Genomic DNA, 19,617 nt, shown 5'->3' with positions numbered 1-19,617 from the left:
ATGGTTAACGCTCATTAACAGTGATCGCTGGGTGAGGGGACCGCAAGGATGCAAGAGGCACCGGAGCTGACGAGCGCGGCCGACCCCGCGTCGGAGGCCTGGCAGGCCAACGAGGAGGCGCACCGCGCTCTCGTCGATGAGCTGCGCGGCAAGCTGGCCGCCGCCCGCCTGGGCGGGGGTGAGAAGGCGCGGGCACGGCATACCGCGCGCGGCAAGCTGCTGCCGCGGGACAGGGTGGACACGCTGCTCGACCCGGGCTCGCCCTTCCTGGAGCTGGCGCCGCTGGCCGCCGACGGGATGTACGACGGGCAGGCCCCGGCGGCCGGCGTGATCGCCGGGATCGGCCGGGTCAGCGGCCGTGAGTGCGTGATCGTCGCCAACGACGCCACCGTCAAGGGCGGCACGTACTACCCGATGACCGTGAAGAAGCACCTGCGCGCCCAAGAGGTGGCGCTCGACAACCGGCTTCCCTGCCTGTACCTCGTCGACTCCGGTGGTGCCTTCCTGCCGATGCAGGACGAGGTCTTCCCGGACCGTGACCACTTCGGGCGGATCTTCTACAACCAGGCCCGGATGTCCGGCGCCGGGATTCCGCAGATCGCCGCCGTCCTCGGGTCGTGCACGGCGGGTGGCGCGTACGTCCCCGCCATGAGCGACGAGGCCGTCATCGTCCGTAACCAGGGCACGATCTTCCTCGGCGGTCCGCCCCTGGTGAAGGCCGCCACCGGCGAGGTCGTCACGGCCGAGGAACTGGGCGGCGGCGAGGTCCACTCCCGCGTCTCGGGCGTCACCGACCACCTCGCGGAGGACGACGCGCACGCCCTGCGGATCGTGCGGAACATCGTCGCCACCCTCCCGGCGCGTTCCTCCCTGCCCTGGCAGGTCGCATCCATCACAGAGCCCAAGGTCGACCCCTACGGCCTCTACGGCGCCGTGCCCGTCGACTCCCGCACCCCCTACGACGTCCGCGAGGTCATCGCCCGTGTCGCCGACGGCTCGCGGTTCGCGGAGTTCAAGAGCGAGTTCGGGCAGACCCTGGTCACCGGCTTCGCCCGGATCATGGGGCACCCGGTGGGGATCGTCGCCAACAACGGCATCCTGTTCGCCGAGTCGGCCCAGAAGGGCGCGCACTTCATCGAGCTGTGCGACCAGCGCGGCATCCCGCTGGTGTTCCTGCAGAACATCTCCGGCTTCATGGTCGGCAAGGACTACGAGGCCGGCGGCATCGCCAAGCACGGCGCGAAGATGGTCACCGCTGTCGCCTGCACACGCGTGCCGAAGCTGACCGTCGTCGTCGGCGGGTCGTACGGCGCGGGCAACTACTCCATGTGCGGCCGGGCCTACTCGCCCCGCTTCCTGTGGATGTGGCCCAACGCCAAGATCTCCGTGATGGGCGGCGAGCAGGCCGCCTCCGTGCTCGCCACCGTCAAGCGGGACCAGATGGAAGCGCGGGGTGAGGACTGGGCCGCCGAGGAGGAGGAGAGCTTCAAGGCGCCGATCCGCGCGCAGTACGAGCGGCAGGGCAACGCCTACTACGCCACCGCCCGCCTGTGGGACGACGGCGTCATCGACCCGCTGGACACCCGTCAGGTTCTCGGGCTCGCCCTGACGGCCTGCGCCAACACGCCCCTGGGTGACCCCCAGTTCGGCGTCTTCCGGATGTGAGGAGGGGACTCGTGTTCGACACCGTACTCGTGGCCAACCGGGGCGAGATCGCCGTCCGCGTCATCCGCACCCTGCGGTCGATGGGCGTGCGCTCGGTGGCCGTCTTCTCCGACGCCGACGCGGACGCCCGGCACGTCCGGGAGGCCGACACGGCGGTCCGGATCGGCCCGGCGCCGGCCGCCGAGAGCTATCTGTCCATCGAACGGCTGCTGGAGGCCGCCCGGAGCACCGGCGCACAGGCCGTCCACCCGGGCTACGGCTTCCTCGCCGAGAACGCGGCCTTCGCCCGTGCCTGCGAGGAGGCGGGGATCGTCTTCATCGGTCCCCCGGCCGACGCCATCGCGCTGATGGGCGACAAGATCCGCGCCAAGGAGACCGTGCAGGCGGCCGGCGTACCGGTCGTGCCGGGCTCCAGCGGCAGCGGGCTCAGCGACGGCCAGCTCGCCGACGCGGCCCGCAGGATCGGCATGCCCGTGCTGCTCAAGCCGTCGGCCGGCGGTGGCGGCAAGGGCATGCGGCTGGTGCGGGACGCCGACCAACTGGCCGACGAGATCGCCGCCGCCCGCCGCGAGGCCCGCGCCTCCTTCGGCGATGACACGCTGCTGGTGGAACGGTGGGTCGACCGGCCCCGGCACATCGAGATCCAGGTACTGGCCGACGGCCACGGGAACGTCGTCCACCTCGGCGAGCGCGAGTGCTCGCTGCAGCGGCGCCACCAGAAGATCATCGAGGAGGCGCCGAGCGTGCTCCTCGACGAGGCCACGCGCGCGTCGATGGGCGAGGCGGCCGCGCAGGCGGCCCGCTCCTGCGGCTACCGCGGCGCGGGCACGGTGGAGTTCATCGTCCCCGGCGGCGACCCCTCGCAGTACTACTTCATGGAGATGAACACCCGTCTCCAGGTCGAGCACCCGGTCACCGAACTCATCACCGGCCTGGACCTGGTGGAGTGGCAGCTGCGGGTGGCGGCCGGTGAGCCGCTCGGCTTCGGGCAGGACGACGTCCGCCTCACCGGGCACGCGATCGAGGCCCGTATCTGCGCAGAGGACCCGGCGCGCGGCTTCCTCCCCTCGGGCGGCACGGTGCTCAAACTGCGCGAACCCGAGGGCGACGGGGTGCGCACCGACTCCGGGCTCAGCGAGGGCACCGAGGTCGGCAGCCTGTACGACCCGATGCTGTCCAAGGTCATCGCATACGGCCCCGACCGGGCGACCGCTCTGCGCAGACTCCGCGCGGCCCTCGCGGAGACGGTGACGCTCGGCGTGCAGACGAACGCGGGCTTCCTGCGACGGCTGCTCGCCCACCCGGCGGTCGTCTCCGGCGACCTGGACACCGGGCTGGTGGAGCGGGTGGTGGACGACCTGGTCCCCACCGGCGTACCGGAGGAGGTGTACGAGGCGGCGGCGGCCGTACGCCTGCACGCGCTGAAGCCGGAAGGGGACGGCTGGGTCGATCCCTTCTCCGTGCCGAGCGGCTGGCGGATGGGCGGCACGCCCAAGCCCGTCTCCTTCCCGCTGCGGGTCACCGAGCCCGTGGACCGCACCCCGCGCGGCACCCACACCGTCACCGGCGACACGGTCACCGTCACCCTCGACGGCGTCCGGCACACCTTCCACCACGCCGCCGACTGGCTCGGCCGGGACGGCGACGCCTGGCACGTGCGCGACCACGACCCGGTCGCCGCGTCCCTCACCCGCTCCGGGCACGCGGGCGCCGACTCGCTGACCGCGCCGATGCCGGGCACGGTGACGGTGGTGAAGGTGGCCGTCGGCGACGAGGTGGCCGCCGGGCAGAGCCTGCTGGTGGTGGAGGCGATGAAGATGGAGCACGTCATCTCCGCCCCGCACGCCGGCACGGTCGCCGAACTGGACGTCACCCCCGGCACGACGGTCGCCATGGACCAGGTGCTGGCCGTGATCACCCCGCACGAGGAGACGGCGCGATGACTGCTCCCGGACTGCCGATGACGGTCCCGGCCGCCGGGCTGCCCGCCCGGGTGCGCATCCACGAGGTCGGTGCGCGCGACGGACTGCAGAACGAGAAGGCCGCCGTGCCGACCGAGGTGAAGGCGGAGTTCGTCCGCCGCCTCGCCGAAGCCGGCCTGACCACGATCGAGGCGACCAGTTTCGTGCACCCCAAATGGGTGCCCCAGCTGGCCGACGCCGAGCAGCTGTTCCCCCTCGTGAGCGCGCTGCCCGTGGACCTGCCGGTACTGGTGCCGAACGAACGCGGCCTGGAGCGGGCGCTCGCCCTGAAGGCGACCCGGGTCGCCGTGTTCGCCAGCGCCACCGAGTCCTTCGCCAAGGCCAACCTCAACCGCACGGTGGACGAGGCGCTCGCGATGTTCGCTCCGGTGGTGTCACGGGCGAAAGCCGAGGGCGTCCATGTCCGCGGCTATCTGTCCATGTGCTTCGGCGACCCCTGGGAGGGCCCGGTCCCCGTCGACCAGGTCGTCCGGGTCTGCCGGGCACTGCTGGACATGGGCTGCGACGAGCTGAGCCTCGGCGACACCATCGGCGTGGCGACCCCGGGGCACGTCACCGCGCTGCTGACCGCGCTGAAGGGAGCCGGAATCGGCACCGAGTCCCTGGGCGTGCACTTCCACGACACCTACGGCCAGGCCCTCGCCAACACCCTGGCCGCGCTGCAGCACGGCGTCACCACCGTCGACGCCTCAGCGGGCGGCCTGGGCGGCTGCCCCTACGCGAAGTCCGCCACCGGCAACCTCGCCACCGAGGACCTGGTGTGGATGCTGCACGGCCTCGGTATCGACACCGGGGTCGACCTCGGCCGTCTCGTCGCCACAAGCGTCTGGATGGCCGAACAGCTGGGCCGCCCCAGCCCCTCCCGTACCGTCCGCGCCCTCTCCCACAAGGACCAGTGATCAGCATGGACTACCGACTCTCCCCCGAACTGGAAGAACTCCGGCGCACGGTCGAGGAGTTCGCGCACGACGTCGTGGCGCCGAAGATCGGCGACTTCTACGAGCGGCACGAGTTCCCTTACGAGATCGTGCGGGAGATGGGGCGCATGGGCCTGTTCGGGCTGCCCTTCCCGGAGGAGTACGGCGGCATGGGCGGCGACTATCTGGCGCTCGGCGTGGCGCTGGAGGAGCTGGCCCGGGTGGACTCGTCCGTGGCGATCACGCTGGAGGCGGGGGTGTCGCTGGGTGCGATGCCGATCCATCTGTTCGGCACCCAGGAGCAGAAGCGGGAGTGGCTGCCCCGGCTGTGCGCGGGCGAGATCCTGGGCGCGTTCGGCCTGACCGAGCCGGACGGCGGCTCGGACGCCGGTGCCACCCGCACCACGGCCCGCCTGGACCCGGACACGAACGAGTGGGTGATCAACGGCACCAAGTGCTTCATCACCAACTCCGGCACGGACGTCACCGGCCTGGTCACGGTCACCGCGGTCACCGGCCGCAAGCCCGACGGCCGGCCGCGGATCTCCGCGATCATCGTGCCGTCCGGCACCCCGGGCTTCACCGTCGCGGCGCCGTACTCGAAGGTCGGCTGGAACGCCTCCGACACCCGTGAGCTGTCCTTCCAGGACGTCCGGGTCCCGGCCGCGAACCTGCTGGGCGAGGAGGGCCGTGGGTACGCGCAGTTCCTGCGCATCCTCGACGAGGGCCGCATCGCCATCGCGGCGCTCGCGACCGGCCTGGCGCAGGGCTGCGTGGACGAGTCGGTGAAGTACGCCAAGGAGCGGCACGCCTTCGGCAAGCCGATCGGCGCCAACCAGGCCATCCAGTTCAAGATCGCCGACATGGAGATGCGTGCCCACACCGCGCGCCTGGCCTGGCGCGACGCGGCGGCCCGTCTGGTCGCCGGGGAGCCCTTCAAGAAGGAGGCGGCCCTGGCGAAGCTGTACTCCTCCACGATCGCGGTGGACAACGCCCGCGACGCCACCCAGGTCCACGGCGGCTACGGCTTCATGAACGAGTACCCGGTGGCCCGCATGTGGCGCGACTCGAAGATCCTGGAGATCGGGGAGGGCACGAGCGAGGTCCAGCGGATGCTGATCGCACGGGAGTTGGGGCTGGTGAGCTGAGCGTGAGGGGGCGCCCCCTGGACAGCGAGTGAGGTTAGGCTAACCTACCTTCGAACCTGTCCGGCGGGCGCTCCGCCCCGTTCGAAAGCAGTCATACCCATGCCCAACGCCAGCGCCACCCACTTCACCCGCCGCGGGATCCTGGCCGCGGGCAGCGTCATCGGCCTCGGTGCCGCGCTCGCCGCCTGCGGTGACGACGACGCGACATCCGGGGGCTCGGGCAAGGGCACCGCCGCCGCCAAGTCCGGCCCCTGGACCTTCAAGGACGACCGCGGGCAGACGGCGAAGGCCGACCAGGTGCCGTCGAACATCGTCGCGTTCACCGGTGTCGCCGCCGCGCTGCACGACTACGGCGTCGAGGTGAAGGGCGTCTTCGGCCCGACGAAGACCAAGGACGGCAAGGCCGACGTGCAGGCCGGCGGCCTGGACGTGAACAAGGTGACCGTCCTCGGCAACGAGTGGGGCCAGTTCAACATCGAGAAGTACGCCGCGCTCCAGCCGGACCTGCTCATCTCCACCATGTTCGACAACGTCGGCACCCTCTGGTACGTCCCGGAGGAGTCGAAGAAGAAGATCGAGGCCGTCGGCGCGCCCGGCGTCGGCATCTCCGTCTACGACCGTCAGCTCACCGAGCCGCTCGCGCGCATGCTCGAGCTGGCGAAGTCCCTCGGCGGTGACGTGACCGCCGCCAACGTCACCCGGGCGAAGAAGCGGTTCGAGGACGCGGCGGCCCGGCTGCGCGCCGCGGCGAAGGCCAAGCCGGACATCAAGGTGATGGCGGGCAGCGCCAGCCAGGACCTGTTCTACGTCTCCGGCAGCAACCTCTCCATCGACCTGGAGTACTTCAAGGCCCTCGGCGTGAACTTCGTCGAGCCGCCGGAGAGCGCGAAGAAGCAGGGCGGCGGCTGGTTCGAGTCGCTGAGCTGGGAGAACGTCGACAAGTACGCGGCGGACATCATCATGATGGACAACCGCACGTCGGCGGTGCAGCCCGCCGACATCTCCGAGGCCACCTGGAAGAAGCTGCCCGCGGTGAAGGCGGGGCAGGTCATCTCCCGTAATCCCGAGCCGATCCTTTCCTACGACAAGTGCGCACCGCTGCTCGAGCAGCTGGCCGAGGCCTTGGAGAAGGCCAAGAAGGTCGGCTGACACGTACCCCCGGGTGAGGTGCCCCCTCAGCGCCGTGGGGGTGCTTCGCCGCGGGCGGGCTGCGGGCCGGATCGCGGCTGGTCGCGCCCGCGCGGCGGAGCCGCATATCACATACTGCCCCGCACCCCTGAACGTCGGACACCTCCCCGTCCCGCAACCTGACGTCGATTCAGGAGACCTCATGACCACGGCCGTAGCCGCCCCGTTCCGTTTCTTCTCCCTTCAGGTCGTACGGACCAGGCGGCTCGGGCCGTCGCTCGTCCGGGTTTCCTTCGCGGGGGCCGATCTGGACGCCTTGCAGTCCCTGGGGCGTGATCAGTCGCTGTCGCTGTTCCTGCCGCATCCGGGGCAGCCGGAGCCGGTCGTGCCGATCGAGCTGGGCGACGGCTGGTGGCAGGCGTGGCGGGAACTCCCGGACGACGTGCGGGCCGTGATGCGGTCGTACACGCTGCGCGCCCTGCGCCAGGACGCGTGGGGGCGCACCAGCGAGATCGACATCGACTTCGCGCTGCACGGCGTCGGGCCCGGCGCGGCCGCTCCCGCCGGTCCCGCCTCCCGCTGGGCCGCCCGGGCCGCGGCCGGTGACCGGGTGCTGCTGCTCGGCCCCGCGGTCGCCGACAACCGGGCCGTCCGCTTCCGTCCGCCCGCGGACGCCGATCTCGTCGTGCTGTGGGGCGACGAGACCGCCGTGCCCGCCGCGACCGCCGTCCTGGAGTCCCTGCCGGCCGGTACGCGGGTGCGTGCCTGGCTGGAGGTGCCGCACGCCGGTGACATCCAGGACGTGGCCACCGAGGCGGAGGCCGAGATCACGTGGCTCGTACGGCACGACGGGTCCCCCACGACCGTCGACGCCGTACGGGCCGCCCCCCTGCCGGCCTCGACGCGGCCGTACGTGTGGCTCGCCGGTGAGTCCGGCCGGGTCAAGGAGCTGCGCCGGCACTTCGTCGGCGAGCGTGGCGTCGACCGGCGGCGCGTGACGTTCGTCGGGTACTGGCGGCAGGGCATGACCGAGGAACAGCTCCGCGCGGCGGAGTAACTCCCCCTTCGTGACCGCGGTCACGGCACAGCCATGTCGGCGCCTGATCAACTTAGCTTAGGCTAACCTAAATTAGCCCCACGGACTGTCCCACCGGAGGACCCCCACATGCGCTCGCACCTGCTCAATGACCTCACCGCGGAGCACTACCGCCGCTCCGTGACCGAAGGAGTCGAGCGGGTGGCCGCGAAACTCGCCACCACCGACCGTCCGTTCACCGGCGTCACCGCCGACGACCTCGCCCCCCGCATCCAGGGCATCGACCTGGACGAGCCGCTGCTCGACACCACGGCCGCCCTGGACGAACTGGAGGAGGTCTACCTCCGCGACGCCGTCTACTTCCACCACCCCCGCTACCTCGCCCACCTCAACTGCCCCGTCGTCATCCCGGCCGTGCTCGGCGAGGCCGTCCTGTCCGCCGTCAACTCCTCCCTCGACACCTGGGACCAGTCGATCGGCGGCACCCTCATCGAGCGCCGGATCGTCGACTGGACCGCACAGCGCATCGGCCTCGGCCCGGCCGCGGACGGCGTCTTCACCTCCGGCGGCAGCCAGTCCAACCTCCAGGCGCTGCTGCTGGCCCGGGAAGAGGCCAAGAGCGACTCCCTCGCACGCCTGCGCGTCTTCGCCTCCGAAGTCAGCCACTTCAGCGTGAAGAAGTCCGCCAAACTCCTCGGCCTCGGCCCCGACGCGGTCGTCACCCTCCCCGTCGACCACGACAAGCGGATGCAGACCGTCGCCCTCGCCCGCGAACTCCAGCGCTGCCGCGAGGACGGCCTGGTGCCGATGGCCGTCGTCGCCACCGCCGGCACCACCGACTTCGGCTCCATCGACCCGCTGCCCGAGATCGCCGAGCTGTGCGCCCAGTACGGCACCTGGATGCACGTCGACGCCGCCTACGGCTGCGGGCTGCTGGTCTCCCCCACCCGGCGCGCGCTGCTGACCGGCATCGAGCGCGCCGACTCGGTCACCGTCGACTACCACAAGTCCTTCTTCCAGCCGGTGAGTTCCTCGGCCGTACTGGTCCGCGACGCGTCCACCCTGCGGCACGCCACCTACCACGCCGAGTACCTCAACCCGCGCCGCATGGTCGCCGAGCGCATCCCCAACCAGGTCGACAAGTCCCTGCAGACCACCCGCCGCTTCGACGCCCTGAAGCTCTGGCTGACGCTGCGCGTGATGGGCGCCGACGGCGTCGGCCGGCTCTTCGACGAGGTGTGCGACCTGGCGCGGGAGGGCTTCCGGCTGCTGGCCGGCGACCCGCGCTACGACGTCGTCGTCGAACCGGCCCTGTCCACCCTGGTCTTCCGCTGCATCCCGGCCGCCGTCACCGACCCGGCCGAGATCGACCGCGCCAACCTCCACGCCCGCAAGGCCCTGTTCGCCTCCGGCGACGCCATCGTCGCCGGTACCAAGGTCGCGGGCCGCCATTACCTGAAGTTCACCCTGCTCAACCCCGAGACGACGGCCGAGGACATCGCGGCCGTGCTCGACCTGATCGCCGGCCACGCCGAGCAGTACCTGGGAGAGTCCCTTGACCGCGCTTGCTGAATCCCGAGACCGTACCTACGACTTCGTGGGCATCGGGCTCGGGCCCTTCAACCTCGGCCTGGCCTGCCTGACGGAGCCCGTCGCCGAGCTGGACGGACTCTTCCTGGAGTCCAAGCCGGACTTCGAGTGGCACGCCGGCATGTTCCTCGACGGCGCACACCTGCAGACGCCGTTCATGTCGGACCTGGTCACCCTGGCCGACCCGACCTCGCCGTACTCGTTCCTGAACTACCTCAAGGAGCAGGGCCGGCTGTACTCCTTCTACATCCGGGAGAACTTCTACCCGCTGCGCGTCGAGTACGACGCCTACTGCCGCTGGGCCGCGAACAAGCTGAGCAGCGTGCGCTTCAGCACGACCGTCACCGAGGTGACGTACGACGAGAGCGACGAGCTGTACGCCGTGCGGACCGCCGGCGGTGAGACGTTCCGCGCCCGCCACCTGGTCCTCGGCACCGGCACCCCGCCCCACATCCCCGAGGCCTGCCGGGGCCTGGGCGGCGACCTCCTCCACAACTCGCGCTACGTGCAGCACAAGGCCGAGCTGCAGCGCAAGGAGACGATCACGCTGGTCGGCTCCGGGCAGTCCGCCGCCGAGATCTACCACGACCTGCTCAGCGAGATCGACGTCCACGGCTACCGGCTGAACTGGGTCACCCGCTCCCCGCGCTTCTTCCCGCTGGAGTACACCAAGCTCACTCTTGAGATGACCTCCCCCGAGTACATCGACTACTACCACGCCCTGCCGGAGGCGACCCGCTACCGGCTCACGGAGCGGCAGAAGGGCCTCTTCAAGGGCATCGACGGCGATCTGATCAACGAGATCTTCGACCTGCTCTACCAGAAGAACCTCGGCGGCCCGGTGCCCACCCGGCTGCTCACCAACTCCGCGCTGACGCAGGCGGCGTACGACAACGGCGCGTACACCCTCACCTTCCGCCAGGAGGAGCAGGGCAAGGACTTCGAGATCGTCACCGACGGTCTGATCCTGGCCACCGGGTACAGATACGTCGAGCCGGAGTTCCTGAAGCCGATCCGCGACCGGCTGGTGTACGACTCGCACGGCAGCCTGGACGTCGCCCGCAACTACGCCGTCGACGTCACCGGCCGGGGCGTCTTCCTGCAGAACGCCGGCGTCCACACCCACAGCATCACCAGCCCCGACCTTGGCATGGGCGCGTACCGCAACAGCTACATCATCCGGGAACTGCTCGGCAGCGAGTACTACCCGGTCGAGAAGACCATCGCCTTCCAGGAGTTCGCCGCATGACCTTCACGTTCCGCCCCCTCGACCCGCTGAAGGACGCCGAGCTGGTGCACTCCTGGGTCACCCATCCCAAGGCGGCGTTCTGGATGATGCAGGACGCGAAACTCCAGGACGTCGAGCGGGCGTACAGGGAGATCGCCGCGGACGAGCACCACGAGGCGCTCCTCGGGCTCGACGGCGACGAGCCCGTCTTCCTCATGGAGCGCTACGACCCCGCCCACCGCGAGCTGGCCGGCCTGTACCAGGCGCGGCCGGGGGACGTCGGCATGCACTTCCTGACGCCGCCGGCCGACGCGCCCGTGCACGGATTCACGCGGGCCGTCATCACCGCCGTGATGGGGCACCTCTTCGAGGACCCGGCGGTGCGGCGTGTCGTCGTGGAGCCGGACGTGCGCAACACGGCCGTGCACGCGCTCAACGCGGCCGTGGGCTTCGTGCCCGAGCGGGAGATCGACAAGCCGGAGAAGCGTGCGCTGCTGAGCTTCTGCACCCGGGAGCAGTTCGAGAAGGCGGTGCGCGCGTGACCCTCGCCGACGCCGTGGCCCATCTGTCGCCGGAGCGCTGGGCGGAGGCCAACCGGCTGCTGGTGCGCAAGGCGCTGGCCGAGTTCGCGCACGAGCGGCTGATCACTCCCGAGGAGACCTCTCCCGGGCGGTACGTCGTCCGCAGCGACGACGGGCTGACCCGGTACGGTTTCACCGCCGTGCGCCGTGCCCTGGACCACTGGCAGGTGGACGCCGGCTCGATCACCCGCCACCGCGGCGGGGCCGAACTTCCGCTCGCAGCACTGGACTTCGTCATCGAGCTGAAGGGATCCCTGGGGCTGAGCGACGAGGTCCTGCCGGTGTATCTGGAGGAGATCTCCTCCACCCTCTCCGGCACCTGCTACAAGCTCACCGCACCGCGCGTGAGCGCCGCCGAGCTGGCGAGGAGCGGTTTCCAGGCGATCGAGACCGGGATGACCGAGGGCCACCCCTGTTTCGTCGCCAACAACGGGCGGCTCGGCTTCGGCATCCACGAGTACCTGTCGTACGCGCCGGAGACGGCGAGCCCGGTCCGGCTGGTGTGGCTGGCGGCGCACCGGTCCCGGGCGGCGTTCACGGCCGGTGCCGGCATCGAGTACGAGAGCTTCGTGCGCGAGGAGCTGGGCGAGGAGACCGTGGAGCGGTTCCACGGCGTGCTGCGCGAGCAGGGCCTGGATCCGGCCGACTACCTGCTGATACCGGTCCACCCGTGGCAGTGGTGGAACAAGCTCTCCGTCACCTTCGCCGCCGAGGTCGCGCGCCGGCACCTGGTGTGCCTGGGCGAGGGCGACGACGAGTATCTGGCGCAGCAGTCCATACGGACCTTCTTCAACACCTCGCACCCGCACAAGCACTACGTCAAGACGGCTCTGTCCGTCCTCAACATGGGCTTCATGCGGGGGCTGTCCGCCGCGTACATGGAGGCGACCCCGGCCATCAACGACTGGCTGGCGCAGCTGATCGAGGGCGACCCCGTGCTGAAGTCGGCGGGCCTGTCGATCCTCCGGGAGCGGGCGGCCGTCGGCTACCGGCACCTGGAGTACGAGCGGGCGACCGACCGCCACTCGCCGTACCGCAAGATGCTGGCCGCGCTGTGGCGGGAGTCCCCGGTGCCGTCGCTGGCGCACGGTGAGCAGCTCGCGACGATGGCCTCGCTGCTGCACGTCGACCACGAGGGCCGTGCCTTCGCGGCCGCGCTGATCGAGCGGTCGGGCCTGGCACCCACCGAGTGGCTGCGGCGCTATCTGCGGGCGTACTACACGCCGCTGCTGCACAGCTTCTACGCCTACGACCTGGTGTTCATGCCGCACGGGGAGAACACGATCCTGGTGCTGCGGGACGGCGTGGTGCAGCGGGCGGTCTACAAGGACATCGCCGAGGAGATCGCGGTGATGGACCCGGACGCGGCGCTGCCGCCGGAGGTGGCGCGCATCCGGGTGGAGGTGCCGGAGGACAAGAAGCTGCTGTCGGTCTTCACGGACGTCTTCGACTGCTTCTTCCGTTTCCTGGCCGCGCTGCTCGCCGACGAGGGGGTGCTGACCGAGGACGGCTTCTGGCGGACGGTCGCCGAGGTCACCCGCGAGTACCAGCAGGCGCATCCCGAACTCGCCGACCGGTTCCAACAGTACGACATGTTCGCCCCGGCGTTCGCGCTGTCCTGCCTCAACCGGCTCCAGCTGCGCGACAACCGGCAGATGGTCGACCTGGCGGATCCCTCGGGGGCGTTGCAGCTGGTGGGCACGCTGGAGAACCCGATCGCCGGGTTCTGACCTCCGAAAGCGGGCGGGCGCCCCGGTGTACGGTCCACCGGGGCGCCCGTCGGTGCTGTACGTCGGGGTGGTCAGGGAGCCGGCCAGGGGACCTGGGGCGACTTGTAGTAGCCGATGCCGAGGGCGTCCCAGCGGGGGCCCTGGGCGGCCAGGCGGCCCTTGTAGGCGTCCCAGTCGTGGGTGGCCGCGGGGGACCAGCCCAGTTCGGCGACGCCGGCGACGCGCGGGAAGGCCATGTACTCGATGTCGGCGGACGTGGTGATGCGCTCCGTCCACATCGGCGCCTCGACGCCCTTGACCGCGGTGGCTGGGGCGCCGGGCAGGTAGGCGCCCGGGTCCCAGTCGTAGGACTTCCTCACCTCGACGTAGCCGGCCCAGGTCGCGCCCTGCTTGGTCGTGCTGTCGTACTTCATGTCGAGGTAGAGGTGGTCGGCGGGCGACAGGATGAGCCCGGTGCCGTGCTGCGCGGCCTGGGCGACCTGCGCCTTCTCGGTCGCGCTGGTGGAGTCCAAACCCCAGTACTGGGCGAGGGCGCCGGGGGCGGGGGTGGCGCCGGTGAGCTGGTGCCAGCCGATGACCGTCTTGCCGTACTTGGCGACGACGGGCTGGATCCGGTTCATGAACGTCACGTAGTCGGCGTGGCCGGTGGAGTGCGCCTCGTCGCCGCCGATGTGCAGATAGCGGCCCGGGGTGAGCGCGGCCAGCTCGCGTACGACGTCGTCGACGAAGCGGTAGGTGACGTCCTTGGGCACGCACAGCGAGCTGAAGCCGACGCTCGTGCCGGTGTACAGCGGGGGCGCGGTGCCGTCGCAGTTGAGTTCGGCGTAGGAGGCGAGGGCCGCGTTGGTGTGGCCGGGCATGTCGATCTCGGGGACCACGTCGAGGTGGCGGGAGGCGGCGTAGCGGACGATCTCCCGGTAGTCGTCCTTGGTGTAGAAGCCGCCGGGGCCGCCGCCGACCTGGGTGGAGCCGCCATAGGTGGCCAGGCGGGGCCAGGAGTCGACGGCGATGCGCCAGCCCTGGTCGTCGCTGAGGTGCAGATGGAGCTTGTTGATCTTGTAGAGGGCGAGTTCGTCGATGTACCGCTTCACCTGGTCGACGGTGAAGAAGTGCCGGGAGACGTCGAGCATGGCGCCGCGGTAGCCGTAGCGCGGGGTGTCGGTGATGGTGCCGCCGGCCACCAGCCAGGGGCCGGGCTGCACGGTGTCCTTCTCGATGGCGGCGGGCAGCAGCTGACGGAGCGTCTGCACGCCGTGGAAGAGGCCGGCCGGTGTGCCCGCGGTGAGGGTGACACCGCCGGGGCCGCTGCGCAGCCGGTAGCCCTCCGCACCGTACCGACCGGGGGCCAGGTGCAGGGCGATGCCGCTCGTGCCCTCGTGGACGATCGGCAGGGGGTAGCCGGTGGAGGGCCGCAGGACGTCCGCGAGGTAGGCGGCGACCCGCTCGGCCGCGGGATCGTCGTCGACGCGCAGGAAGGTGCCGCCGGTGATGCGGTACGGCTGCCCGCTCGCGGTGACCGACGCGGGCGCCGGGACCACCTGGCCGAGCGGCGTGGCCCGGGCGGCGGGAGTCTGCGGTATGGCCCGCGGGGCGGTCGCGCCGACGGTGAGGGCGCCCGCCGCGGTCAGCAGCAGTGCGCCGAGGACCCGGGCCGTGCGGGTGGCCGTGGTCCGCTGTCGGGGAGTCGTGCTGTGGTGCCGTCTCACATGCGCTCCCTTCGGAAGTGGTTGAGACCACTGTCCCGCAGATCCGGTGAAACAATCCCCGCATGGCGGAAATCATCCAGAAGGACGGCACCTGGGCGTTCGACGGTGATGCCCTGCGGCTGACACCGGGTCGGGACAAGGCCGTCGGCGTGCTGCGCAGGACGCTGGGCGAACTCGTCGTACCGCTGGAGGCGTTGGCGGGGGTGTCGTTCGAGCAGGGCAGGAAGTCGGGGCGGCTCAGGCTGCGGCTGCGCGAGGGCACCGATCCGCTGCTGCAGGCGACCGGGGGCCGGCTCACCGAGCCGCACGATCCCTACCAGCTGGTGGTGGAGTCCGACCGGTACGGCGTGGCCGAGTACTTCACGGACGAGGTGCGGGGCGCCCTGCTTCTGGACGAGGTGGAGTCCGGACCGGCCACCGCGTACCTGCTGCCGGGTCCGCAGGTGCCGCTGTCGATGTCCGCCGGGGACGGCACGGCGAGCTTCGACGGGGAACAGGTCCGCCTGGAGTGGAACTGGAAGACGGAGGACGTGAAGGCCGCCGCCGGTCCCCGTACGCTCGCCCTGAAGGAGATCGCGGCCGTGGAGTGGCAGCCTGCGGCGGGCCTGGAGAACGGCTGTCTGCGCTTCACGGTGAAGGACGCGCCCACCAAGGCGCCGCCCAAGTACGACCCGCACGCGGTGGAGCTGTGGGGGTTCAAGAGGGACCTGCTGATGGCGCTGGTCGCGGCGGCGGTGCAGGCGCGGCTGCCGCACCCGTCCACGCCCGCGGACCGGCCGCGGACCGTGGCGGCGCCGGCGGCCGGGCCGCCCGCCGCCGAGGACGAGACCGACGCCCTGCTGCGGCGGCTGCGGGAACTGGGCGAGCTGCACCACGCGGGCGTGCTCACCCAGGAGGAGTTCACGCTGGCCAAGCAGGCGGTCCTCAAGCGTCTGTGACACCGGGACCGCCTGCCTTCCTACCGGGGCCTACTTCGCCCGGCGGGCGACCGTGAAGTGGTCGATACGGTCGCCGGTCTCGGCGATGCCCTGGACCTTCAGCGTGGTCCAGCGGCCCTTGGGCGCGGGCTCGACGTCCACCCGCAGGAAGGAGTAGTTCAGGTAGCGCACCCGGGACCAGGCGACGGTCTCGTTCTGCTTGCCGCCCTTGAGGTTGACGAAGGAGGCGACGGAGTCGACCTCGTGCTCGTGGCCCTCGTAGGAGTCCGGCGCGGTGAACGCGTACAGGCTGCGGCCCGCCGCGCCCGCCGTGACGTACACCACGCCCTCGGTCTCGGGGTAGGCCGTGCCGCCGATCGGCAGCTTCTTCGCGACCTGGTCGCCCTTGATCACGTCGGTGCGCTCGTACTGGTGGTTGTGACCGTTGATGACGAGGTCGACCTGGTACTTCTCGAACAGCGGCACCCACTCCTGGCGCACGCCCCCCTCCGAGGCGTGCGCGGTGGAGGTGCAGTAGGCGCAGTGGTGGAAGAAGACGACGACGAAGTCGATGTCCTGCGCCGCCCGGAACTTCCTCAGCTGGGCCTCGAACCACGTCGTCTGCGTGCCGCCGGAGATGCCGAGGTTGGCCGGGATCTCGTACGAGACGTCGTTGGGGTCGAGCGAGATGATCGCGGTGTTGCCGTGGACGAAGGAGTAGACGCCGGGCAGGTTCTTCCTGTCCGGCCCGTTGTCGGGCAGGGTGAAGCGGGCCTCCTCGCCGCCGTAGCCGTTGGGCGAGTACCAGGCCTCCATGTCGTGGTTGCCGTACGACACCATCCACGGGACCTGCTTGGCGACGGACTCGGTCTGGTACAGGAACTGGTCCCAGGTGCGCGAGTCGAAGCCGGTGTCGGTGGTCTTGCCCGCGCCGGACGGGTCGCCGTAGGCGATGTCGCCGGCGTGCAGGTGGAAGGCCGGGTTCTGACCGAGGATCAGCGCGTCGTTGGCCAGCGCGTGGTAACTGACGCCCTGGTCGCCGAAGGCGGTGAAGGTGAACGGCGCCTTGTGGGCGGGCGCGGTGGTGAAGGTGCCCAGGGTGCCCAGCAGGCGGGACTCGGCCGGGTCGAAGCCCTCGTGGCCCACCCCGTAGTAATAGGTGCGGCCAGGGCGCAGGTGGCTCAGCCGGGCGTGCAGGTAGTACTGCGTGTGGTCGCCGCTCGCGCCGACGCCGGCCGGGGTGTACAGGGTGCGCACCTCGGCCTCGATCTTGCGGGAGAGGTCCCAGGGGTGCGCGCCGATGCGCACGAACGGCTTCTTCACGGCGACCGGGACCTGCCAGGAGATGGTCATCTCGGTGCGCGGGTCGTTGCCGTAGGCGAGGTGGCGGCCGAAGGGAGCGACCAGGGCGCCGTCGACGCTCTCGGTGGCCGGAGCGGTCCTCCCCCACTGCCCGAAGGGCGTGGGAGGTGCCCCCACGGCCGGCACGGCGGCCCGGGCGGTGGCACCCGTCACGAACGCGCCACCGACCACGGCCCCCAGGGTGACGGCGCCGCCGCGGAACATGGTGCGGCGGGAGAATCTCGACCGCAGGTACTCGTGCTGTTCGGCCATGCTCATGCGGTCGGCGAGCTGGTCCGGTACTCCCATACGAGGAATGTCCATGGCGTCTGAAATTCATCCGCGCAGACAACGGGAGTCCGGCCGCCGGATGGACAGCCGACAAACAGCCGCTCATGAGAGTTCCAACAGTCACTTGCCCGAAATCGGGCAGGTTTCTTGCGAAAGAGCGGCCGGTACCCCAGGATCTACCGGGTGCACGACGAACTCGTAGATCACCTGACGCGCTCCACGCCCCTGAGCAGGGGCGAGGCGCTGCGGGTGATCCAGGACGTGCTCGCGTTTTTCGACGAGACGACCGAGGAGTACGTCCGTCGCCGCCATCGGGAACTCCAGGCACAGGGCCTGGTGAACACGGCGATCTTCGAGCGGATCGCGGCGGACCTGAAGTATCGCGCAGTGGCGCCCCCGGAGCTGTCGCTCCGGCAGCTGCGTCGCATCGTCTACGGCTGAGGAATACCTACATATGTGCGGAATCGTCGGATACATCGGGAAGCGTGACGTCGCCCCCCTCCTGCTCGAGGGCCTCCAGCGGCTGGAGTACCGCGGCTACGACTCCGCGGGCATCGTCGTCACCTCGCCGAAGACCGCCGGCCTGAAGATGGTCAAGGCCAAGGGCCGGGTGCGCGACCTGGAGGCCAAGGTCCCGGCGCGCTTCAAGGGCACCACGGGCATCGCCCACACCCGCTGGGCCACCCACGGCGCCCCCTCCGACGTCAACGCCCACCCGCACATGGACGCCACGGGCAAGGTCGCCGTCGTCCACAACGGCATCATCGACAACGCCACCGACCTGCGCCGCAAGCTGGAGGCCGACGGCGTCGAGTTCCTCTCCGAGACGGACACCGAGGTCCTCGTCCACCTCGTCGCCCGCTCCCAGGCCGACAAGCTCGAGGACAAGGTCCGCGACGCGCTGCGCCTGGTCGAGGGCACCTACGGCATCGCCGTCATGCACGCGGACTTCAACGACCGCATCGTCGTCGCCCGCAACGGCTCGCCGGTCGTCCTCGGCATCGGCGAGAAGGAGATGTTCGTCGCCTCCGACATCGCCGCGCTGGTCGCCCACACCCGGCAGATAGTGACTCTCGACGACGGCGAGATGGCCACCCTCAAGGCCGACGACTTCCGCACCTACACCACCGAGGGCACCCGCACCACGGCCGAGCCCACCACCGTGGAGTGGGAGGCCGCCTCCTACGACATGGGCGGCCACGACACCTACATGCACAAGGAGATCCACGAGCAGGCCGACGCCGTGGACCGCGTGCTGCGCGGCCGCATCGACGAGCGCTTCTCCACCGTGCACCTCGGCGGCCTCAACCTGGACGCCCGTGAGGCGCGCCGCATCCGGCGCGTGAAGATCCTCGGCTGCGGCACCTCGTACCACGCGGGCATGATCGGCGCCCAGATGATCGAGGAGCTGGCCCGCATCCCCGCCGACGCCGAGCCCGCCTCGGAGTTCCGCTACCGCAACGCGGTCGTGGACCCCGACACCCTGTACATCGCGGTCTCCCAGTCCGGTGAGACCTACGACGTCCTCGCGGCCGTCCAGGAGCTCAAGCGCAAGGGCGCCCGCGTCCTCGGCGTCGTCAACGTGGTCGGCTCGGCCATCGCCCGCGAGGCGGACGGCGGCGTCTACGTGCACGCCGGCCCCGAGGTCTGCGTGGTCTCCACGAAGTGCTTCACCAACACCACGGTCGCCTTCGCCCTGCTCGCCCTGCACCTCGGCCGCACCCGCGACCTCTCGGTCCGCGACGGCAAGCGCATCATCGAGGGCCTGCGCAAGCTGCCCGCGCAGATCTCCGCGATGCTCGAGAACGAGGACGAGATCAAGAAGCTGGCCGAGGAGCTCGCCGAGGCCCGCTCGATGCTCTTCATCGGCCGTGTCCGGGGCTACCCGGTGGCCCGCGAGGCCTCCCTGAAGCTCAAGGAGGTCTCCTACATCCACGCCGAGGCCTACCCGGCCTCCGAACTGAAGCACGGCCCGCTGGCCCTGATCGAGCCCGCCCTGCCGACGGTCGCCATCGTCCCGGACGACGACCTGCTGGAGAAGAACCGCGCCGCGATGGAGGAGATCAAGGCCCGCAGCGGCCGCATCGTCGCCGTCGCCCACCAGCACCAGGAGAAGGCCGACCACACGATCGTCGTCCCGAAGAACGAGGACGAACTCGACCCGATCCTGATGGGCATCCCCCTCCAACTCCTCGCCTACCACACGGCCAAGGCCCTGGGCAGGGACATCGACAAGCCCCGCAACCTGGCCAAGTCGGTAACGGTCGAATAACCGACGTCAGGGGCGCGGGGAACCGCGCGACCAGCCACAACGAACCCGCAGAGGCCGCAGCGGACCCCCTGGTGATGCCCCATCA

At 70.6% G+C, this 19,617-nt stretch carries 15 protein-coding genes; 13 read left to right on the top strand and 2 right to left on the bottom strand.

Annotation, left to right across the window (positions count from 1 at the left end; translation table 11 throughout):
* Positions 1 to 48 precede the first annotated feature (48 nt).
* The 10 genes from ACF1GV_RS01035 (at position 49) to ACF1GV_RS00990 (ending at position 13,005) form a co-directional block, all read left to right on the top strand.
* Complete coding sequence (locus ACF1GV_RS01035; RefSeq protein WP_391676721.1) at positions 49 to 1,665, top strand: carboxyl transferase domain-containing protein; 1,617 nt, start codon at positions 49 to 51, stop codon at positions 1,663 to 1,665.
* A gap of 11 nt (positions 1,666 to 1,676) precedes the next feature.
* Positions 1,677 to 3,608, top strand: coding sequence for an acetyl/propionyl/methylcrotonyl-CoA carboxylase subunit alpha (locus tag ACF1GV_RS01030; protein ID WP_391676719.1), 1,932 nt, complete (start codon positions 1,677 to 1,679; stop codon positions 3,606 to 3,608).
* Entirely contained in the window at positions 3,605 to 4,546 is a 942-nt protein-coding gene (locus tag ACF1GV_RS01025) for a hydroxymethylglutaryl-CoA lyase (RefSeq protein ID WP_391676718.1), read from the top strand. Before ACF1GV_RS01030 ends, ACF1GV_RS01025 begins: the two co-directional genes overlap by 4 nt.
* A gap of 5 nt (positions 4,547 to 4,551) precedes the next feature.
* Positions 4,552 to 5,712: an acyl-CoA dehydrogenase family protein gene (locus ACF1GV_RS01020; protein ID WP_363268841.1), complete on the top strand. Its 1,161-nt coding sequence runs from the start codon at positions 4,552 to 4,554 to the stop codon at positions 5,710 to 5,712.
* Positions 5,713 to 5,811: 99 nt separating this feature from the next.
* The gene (locus ACF1GV_RS01015) at positions 5,812 to 6,861 is read left to right on the top strand and encodes an ABC transporter substrate-binding protein (protein ID WP_391676716.1); all 1,050 of its coding nucleotides are present in this window, start codon (positions 5,812 to 5,814) and stop codon (positions 6,859 to 6,861) included.
* Positions 6,862 to 7,042: 181 nt separating this feature from the next.
* Positions 7,043 to 7,897, top strand: a complete 855-nt coding sequence (locus ACF1GV_RS01010) for a siderophore-interacting protein (protein ID WP_391676714.1) — start codon at positions 7,043 to 7,045, stop codon at positions 7,895 to 7,897.
* Between the two features lie 108 nt (positions 7,898 to 8,005).
* Positions 8,006 to 9,448, top strand: a complete 1,443-nt coding sequence (gene desA / locus ACF1GV_RS01005) for a lysine decarboxylase DesA (RefSeq protein WP_391676713.1) — start codon at positions 8,006 to 8,008, stop codon at positions 9,446 to 9,448.
* A 25-nt stretch (positions 9,449 to 9,473) separates the two neighbouring features.
* Positions 9,474 to 10,715 carry a lysine N(6)-hydroxylase/L-ornithine N(5)-oxygenase family protein gene (locus ACF1GV_RS01000; RefSeq protein WP_391678435.1) on the top strand — a complete coding sequence of 414 codons (1,242 nt, stop codon included), beginning with the start codon at positions 9,474 to 9,476 and terminating at the stop codon, positions 10,713 to 10,715.
* Positions 10,712 to 11,236 (top strand): GNAT family N-acetyltransferase, encoded by a 525-nt coding sequence (locus ACF1GV_RS00995; protein WP_391676712.1) that lies wholly within the window; start codon positions 10,712 to 10,714, stop codon positions 11,234 to 11,236. The genes ACF1GV_RS01000 and ACF1GV_RS00995 overlap by 4 nt, the downstream gene beginning before the upstream one ends.
* Positions 11,233 to 13,005 carry an IucA/IucC family protein gene (locus ACF1GV_RS00990; protein WP_391676711.1) on the top strand — a complete coding sequence of 591 codons (1,773 nt, stop codon included), beginning with the start codon at positions 11,233 to 11,235 and terminating at the stop codon, positions 13,003 to 13,005. Before ACF1GV_RS00995 ends, ACF1GV_RS00990 begins: the two co-directional genes overlap by 4 nt.
* A gap of 71 nt (positions 13,006 to 13,076) precedes the next feature.
* Here ACF1GV_RS00990 and ACF1GV_RS00985 read toward each other — a convergent pair whose 3' ends face one another.
* On the bottom strand, positions 13,077 to 14,711 hold the full coding sequence (locus tag ACF1GV_RS00985; protein ID WP_391676710.1) for a beta-N-acetylhexosaminidase: 1,635 nt from the start codon (positions 14,709 to 14,711) through the stop codon (positions 13,077 to 13,079).
* 62 nt (positions 14,712 to 14,773) lie between these two features.
* Here ACF1GV_RS00985 and ACF1GV_RS00980 point away from each other — a divergent pair, with 62 nt between their 5' ends.
* Entirely contained in the window at positions 14,774 to 15,649 is an 876-nt protein-coding gene (locus ACF1GV_RS00980; protein WP_391676708.1) for a DUF4429 domain-containing protein, read from the top strand.
* Positions 15,650 to 15,679: 30 nt separating this feature from the next.
* On the opposite strand, the gene ACF1GV_RS00975 is transcribed toward ACF1GV_RS00980, so the two are convergent.
* A complete protein-coding gene (locus ACF1GV_RS00975; protein WP_391676706.1) occupies positions 15,680 to 17,278 on the bottom strand; it encodes a purple acid phosphatase family protein in 1,599 nt (532 codons plus the stop codon).
* A gap of 165 nt (positions 17,279 to 17,443) precedes the next feature.
* Between ACF1GV_RS00975 and ACF1GV_RS00970 the strand changes: the two genes are divergently transcribed.
* Positions 17,444 to 17,701, top strand: a complete 258-nt coding sequence (locus ACF1GV_RS00970) for a hypothetical protein (protein ID WP_391676704.1) — start codon at positions 17,444 to 17,446, stop codon at positions 17,699 to 17,701.
* Between the two features lie 13 nt (positions 17,702 to 17,714).
* Entirely contained in the window at positions 17,715 to 19,532 is a 1,818-nt protein-coding gene (gene glmS, locus ACF1GV_RS00965) for a glutamine--fructose-6-phosphate transaminase (isomerizing) (RefSeq protein ID WP_363268826.1), read from the top strand.
* The last annotated feature ends 85 nt before the right edge of the window (positions 19,533 to 19,617 follow it).

The sequence above is a fragment of the Streptomyces sp. NPDC014006 genome, from assembly GCF_043088925.1.
Taxonomy (GTDB): domain Bacteria; phylum Actinomycetota; class Actinomycetes; order Streptomycetales; family Streptomycetaceae; genus Streptomyces.
Note: the sequence above shows the minus strand (reverse complement) of the source record. Positions and strands in the feature narration are given on the sequence as shown.

Excerpts from the sequence above, each read along its gene's own strand:
- ACF1GV_RS01035 (WP_391676721.1), top strand. The coding sequence starts at position 49 with ATGCAAGAGGCACCGGAGCTGACGAGCGCGGCCGACCCCGCGTCGGAG.
- ACF1GV_RS01025 (WP_391676718.1), top strand. The coding sequence starts at position 3,605 with ATGACTGCTCCCGGACTGCCGATGACGGTCCCGGCCGCCGGGCTGCCC.
- ACF1GV_RS01020 (WP_363268841.1), top strand. The coding sequence starts at position 4,552 with ATGGACTACCGACTCTCCCCCGAACTGGAAGAACTCCGGCGCACGGTC.
- ACF1GV_RS01015 (WP_391676716.1), top strand. The coding sequence starts at position 5,812 with ATGCCCAACGCCAGCGCCACCCACTTCACCCGCCGCGGGATCCTGGCC.
- ACF1GV_RS01010 (WP_391676714.1), top strand. The coding sequence starts at position 7,043 with ATGACCACGGCCGTAGCCGCCCCGTTCCGTTTCTTCTCCCTTCAGGTC.
- desA (WP_391676713.1), top strand. The coding sequence starts at position 8,006 with ATGCGCTCGCACCTGCTCAATGACCTCACCGCGGAGCACTACCGCCGC.
- ACF1GV_RS00995 (WP_391676712.1), top strand. The coding sequence starts at position 10,712 with ATGACCTTCACGTTCCGCCCCCTCGACCCGCTGAAGGACGCCGAGCTG.
- ACF1GV_RS00980 (WP_391676708.1), top strand. The coding sequence starts at position 14,774 with ATGGCGGAAATCATCCAGAAGGACGGCACCTGGGCGTTCGACGGTGAT.
- ACF1GV_RS00975 (WP_391676706.1), bottom strand. The coding sequence starts at position 17,278 with ATGGGAGTACCGGACCAGCTCGCCGACCGCATGAGCATGGCCGAACAG.
- glmS (WP_363268826.1), top strand. The coding sequence starts at position 17,715 with ATGTGCGGAATCGTCGGATACATCGGGAAGCGTGACGTCGCCCCCCTC.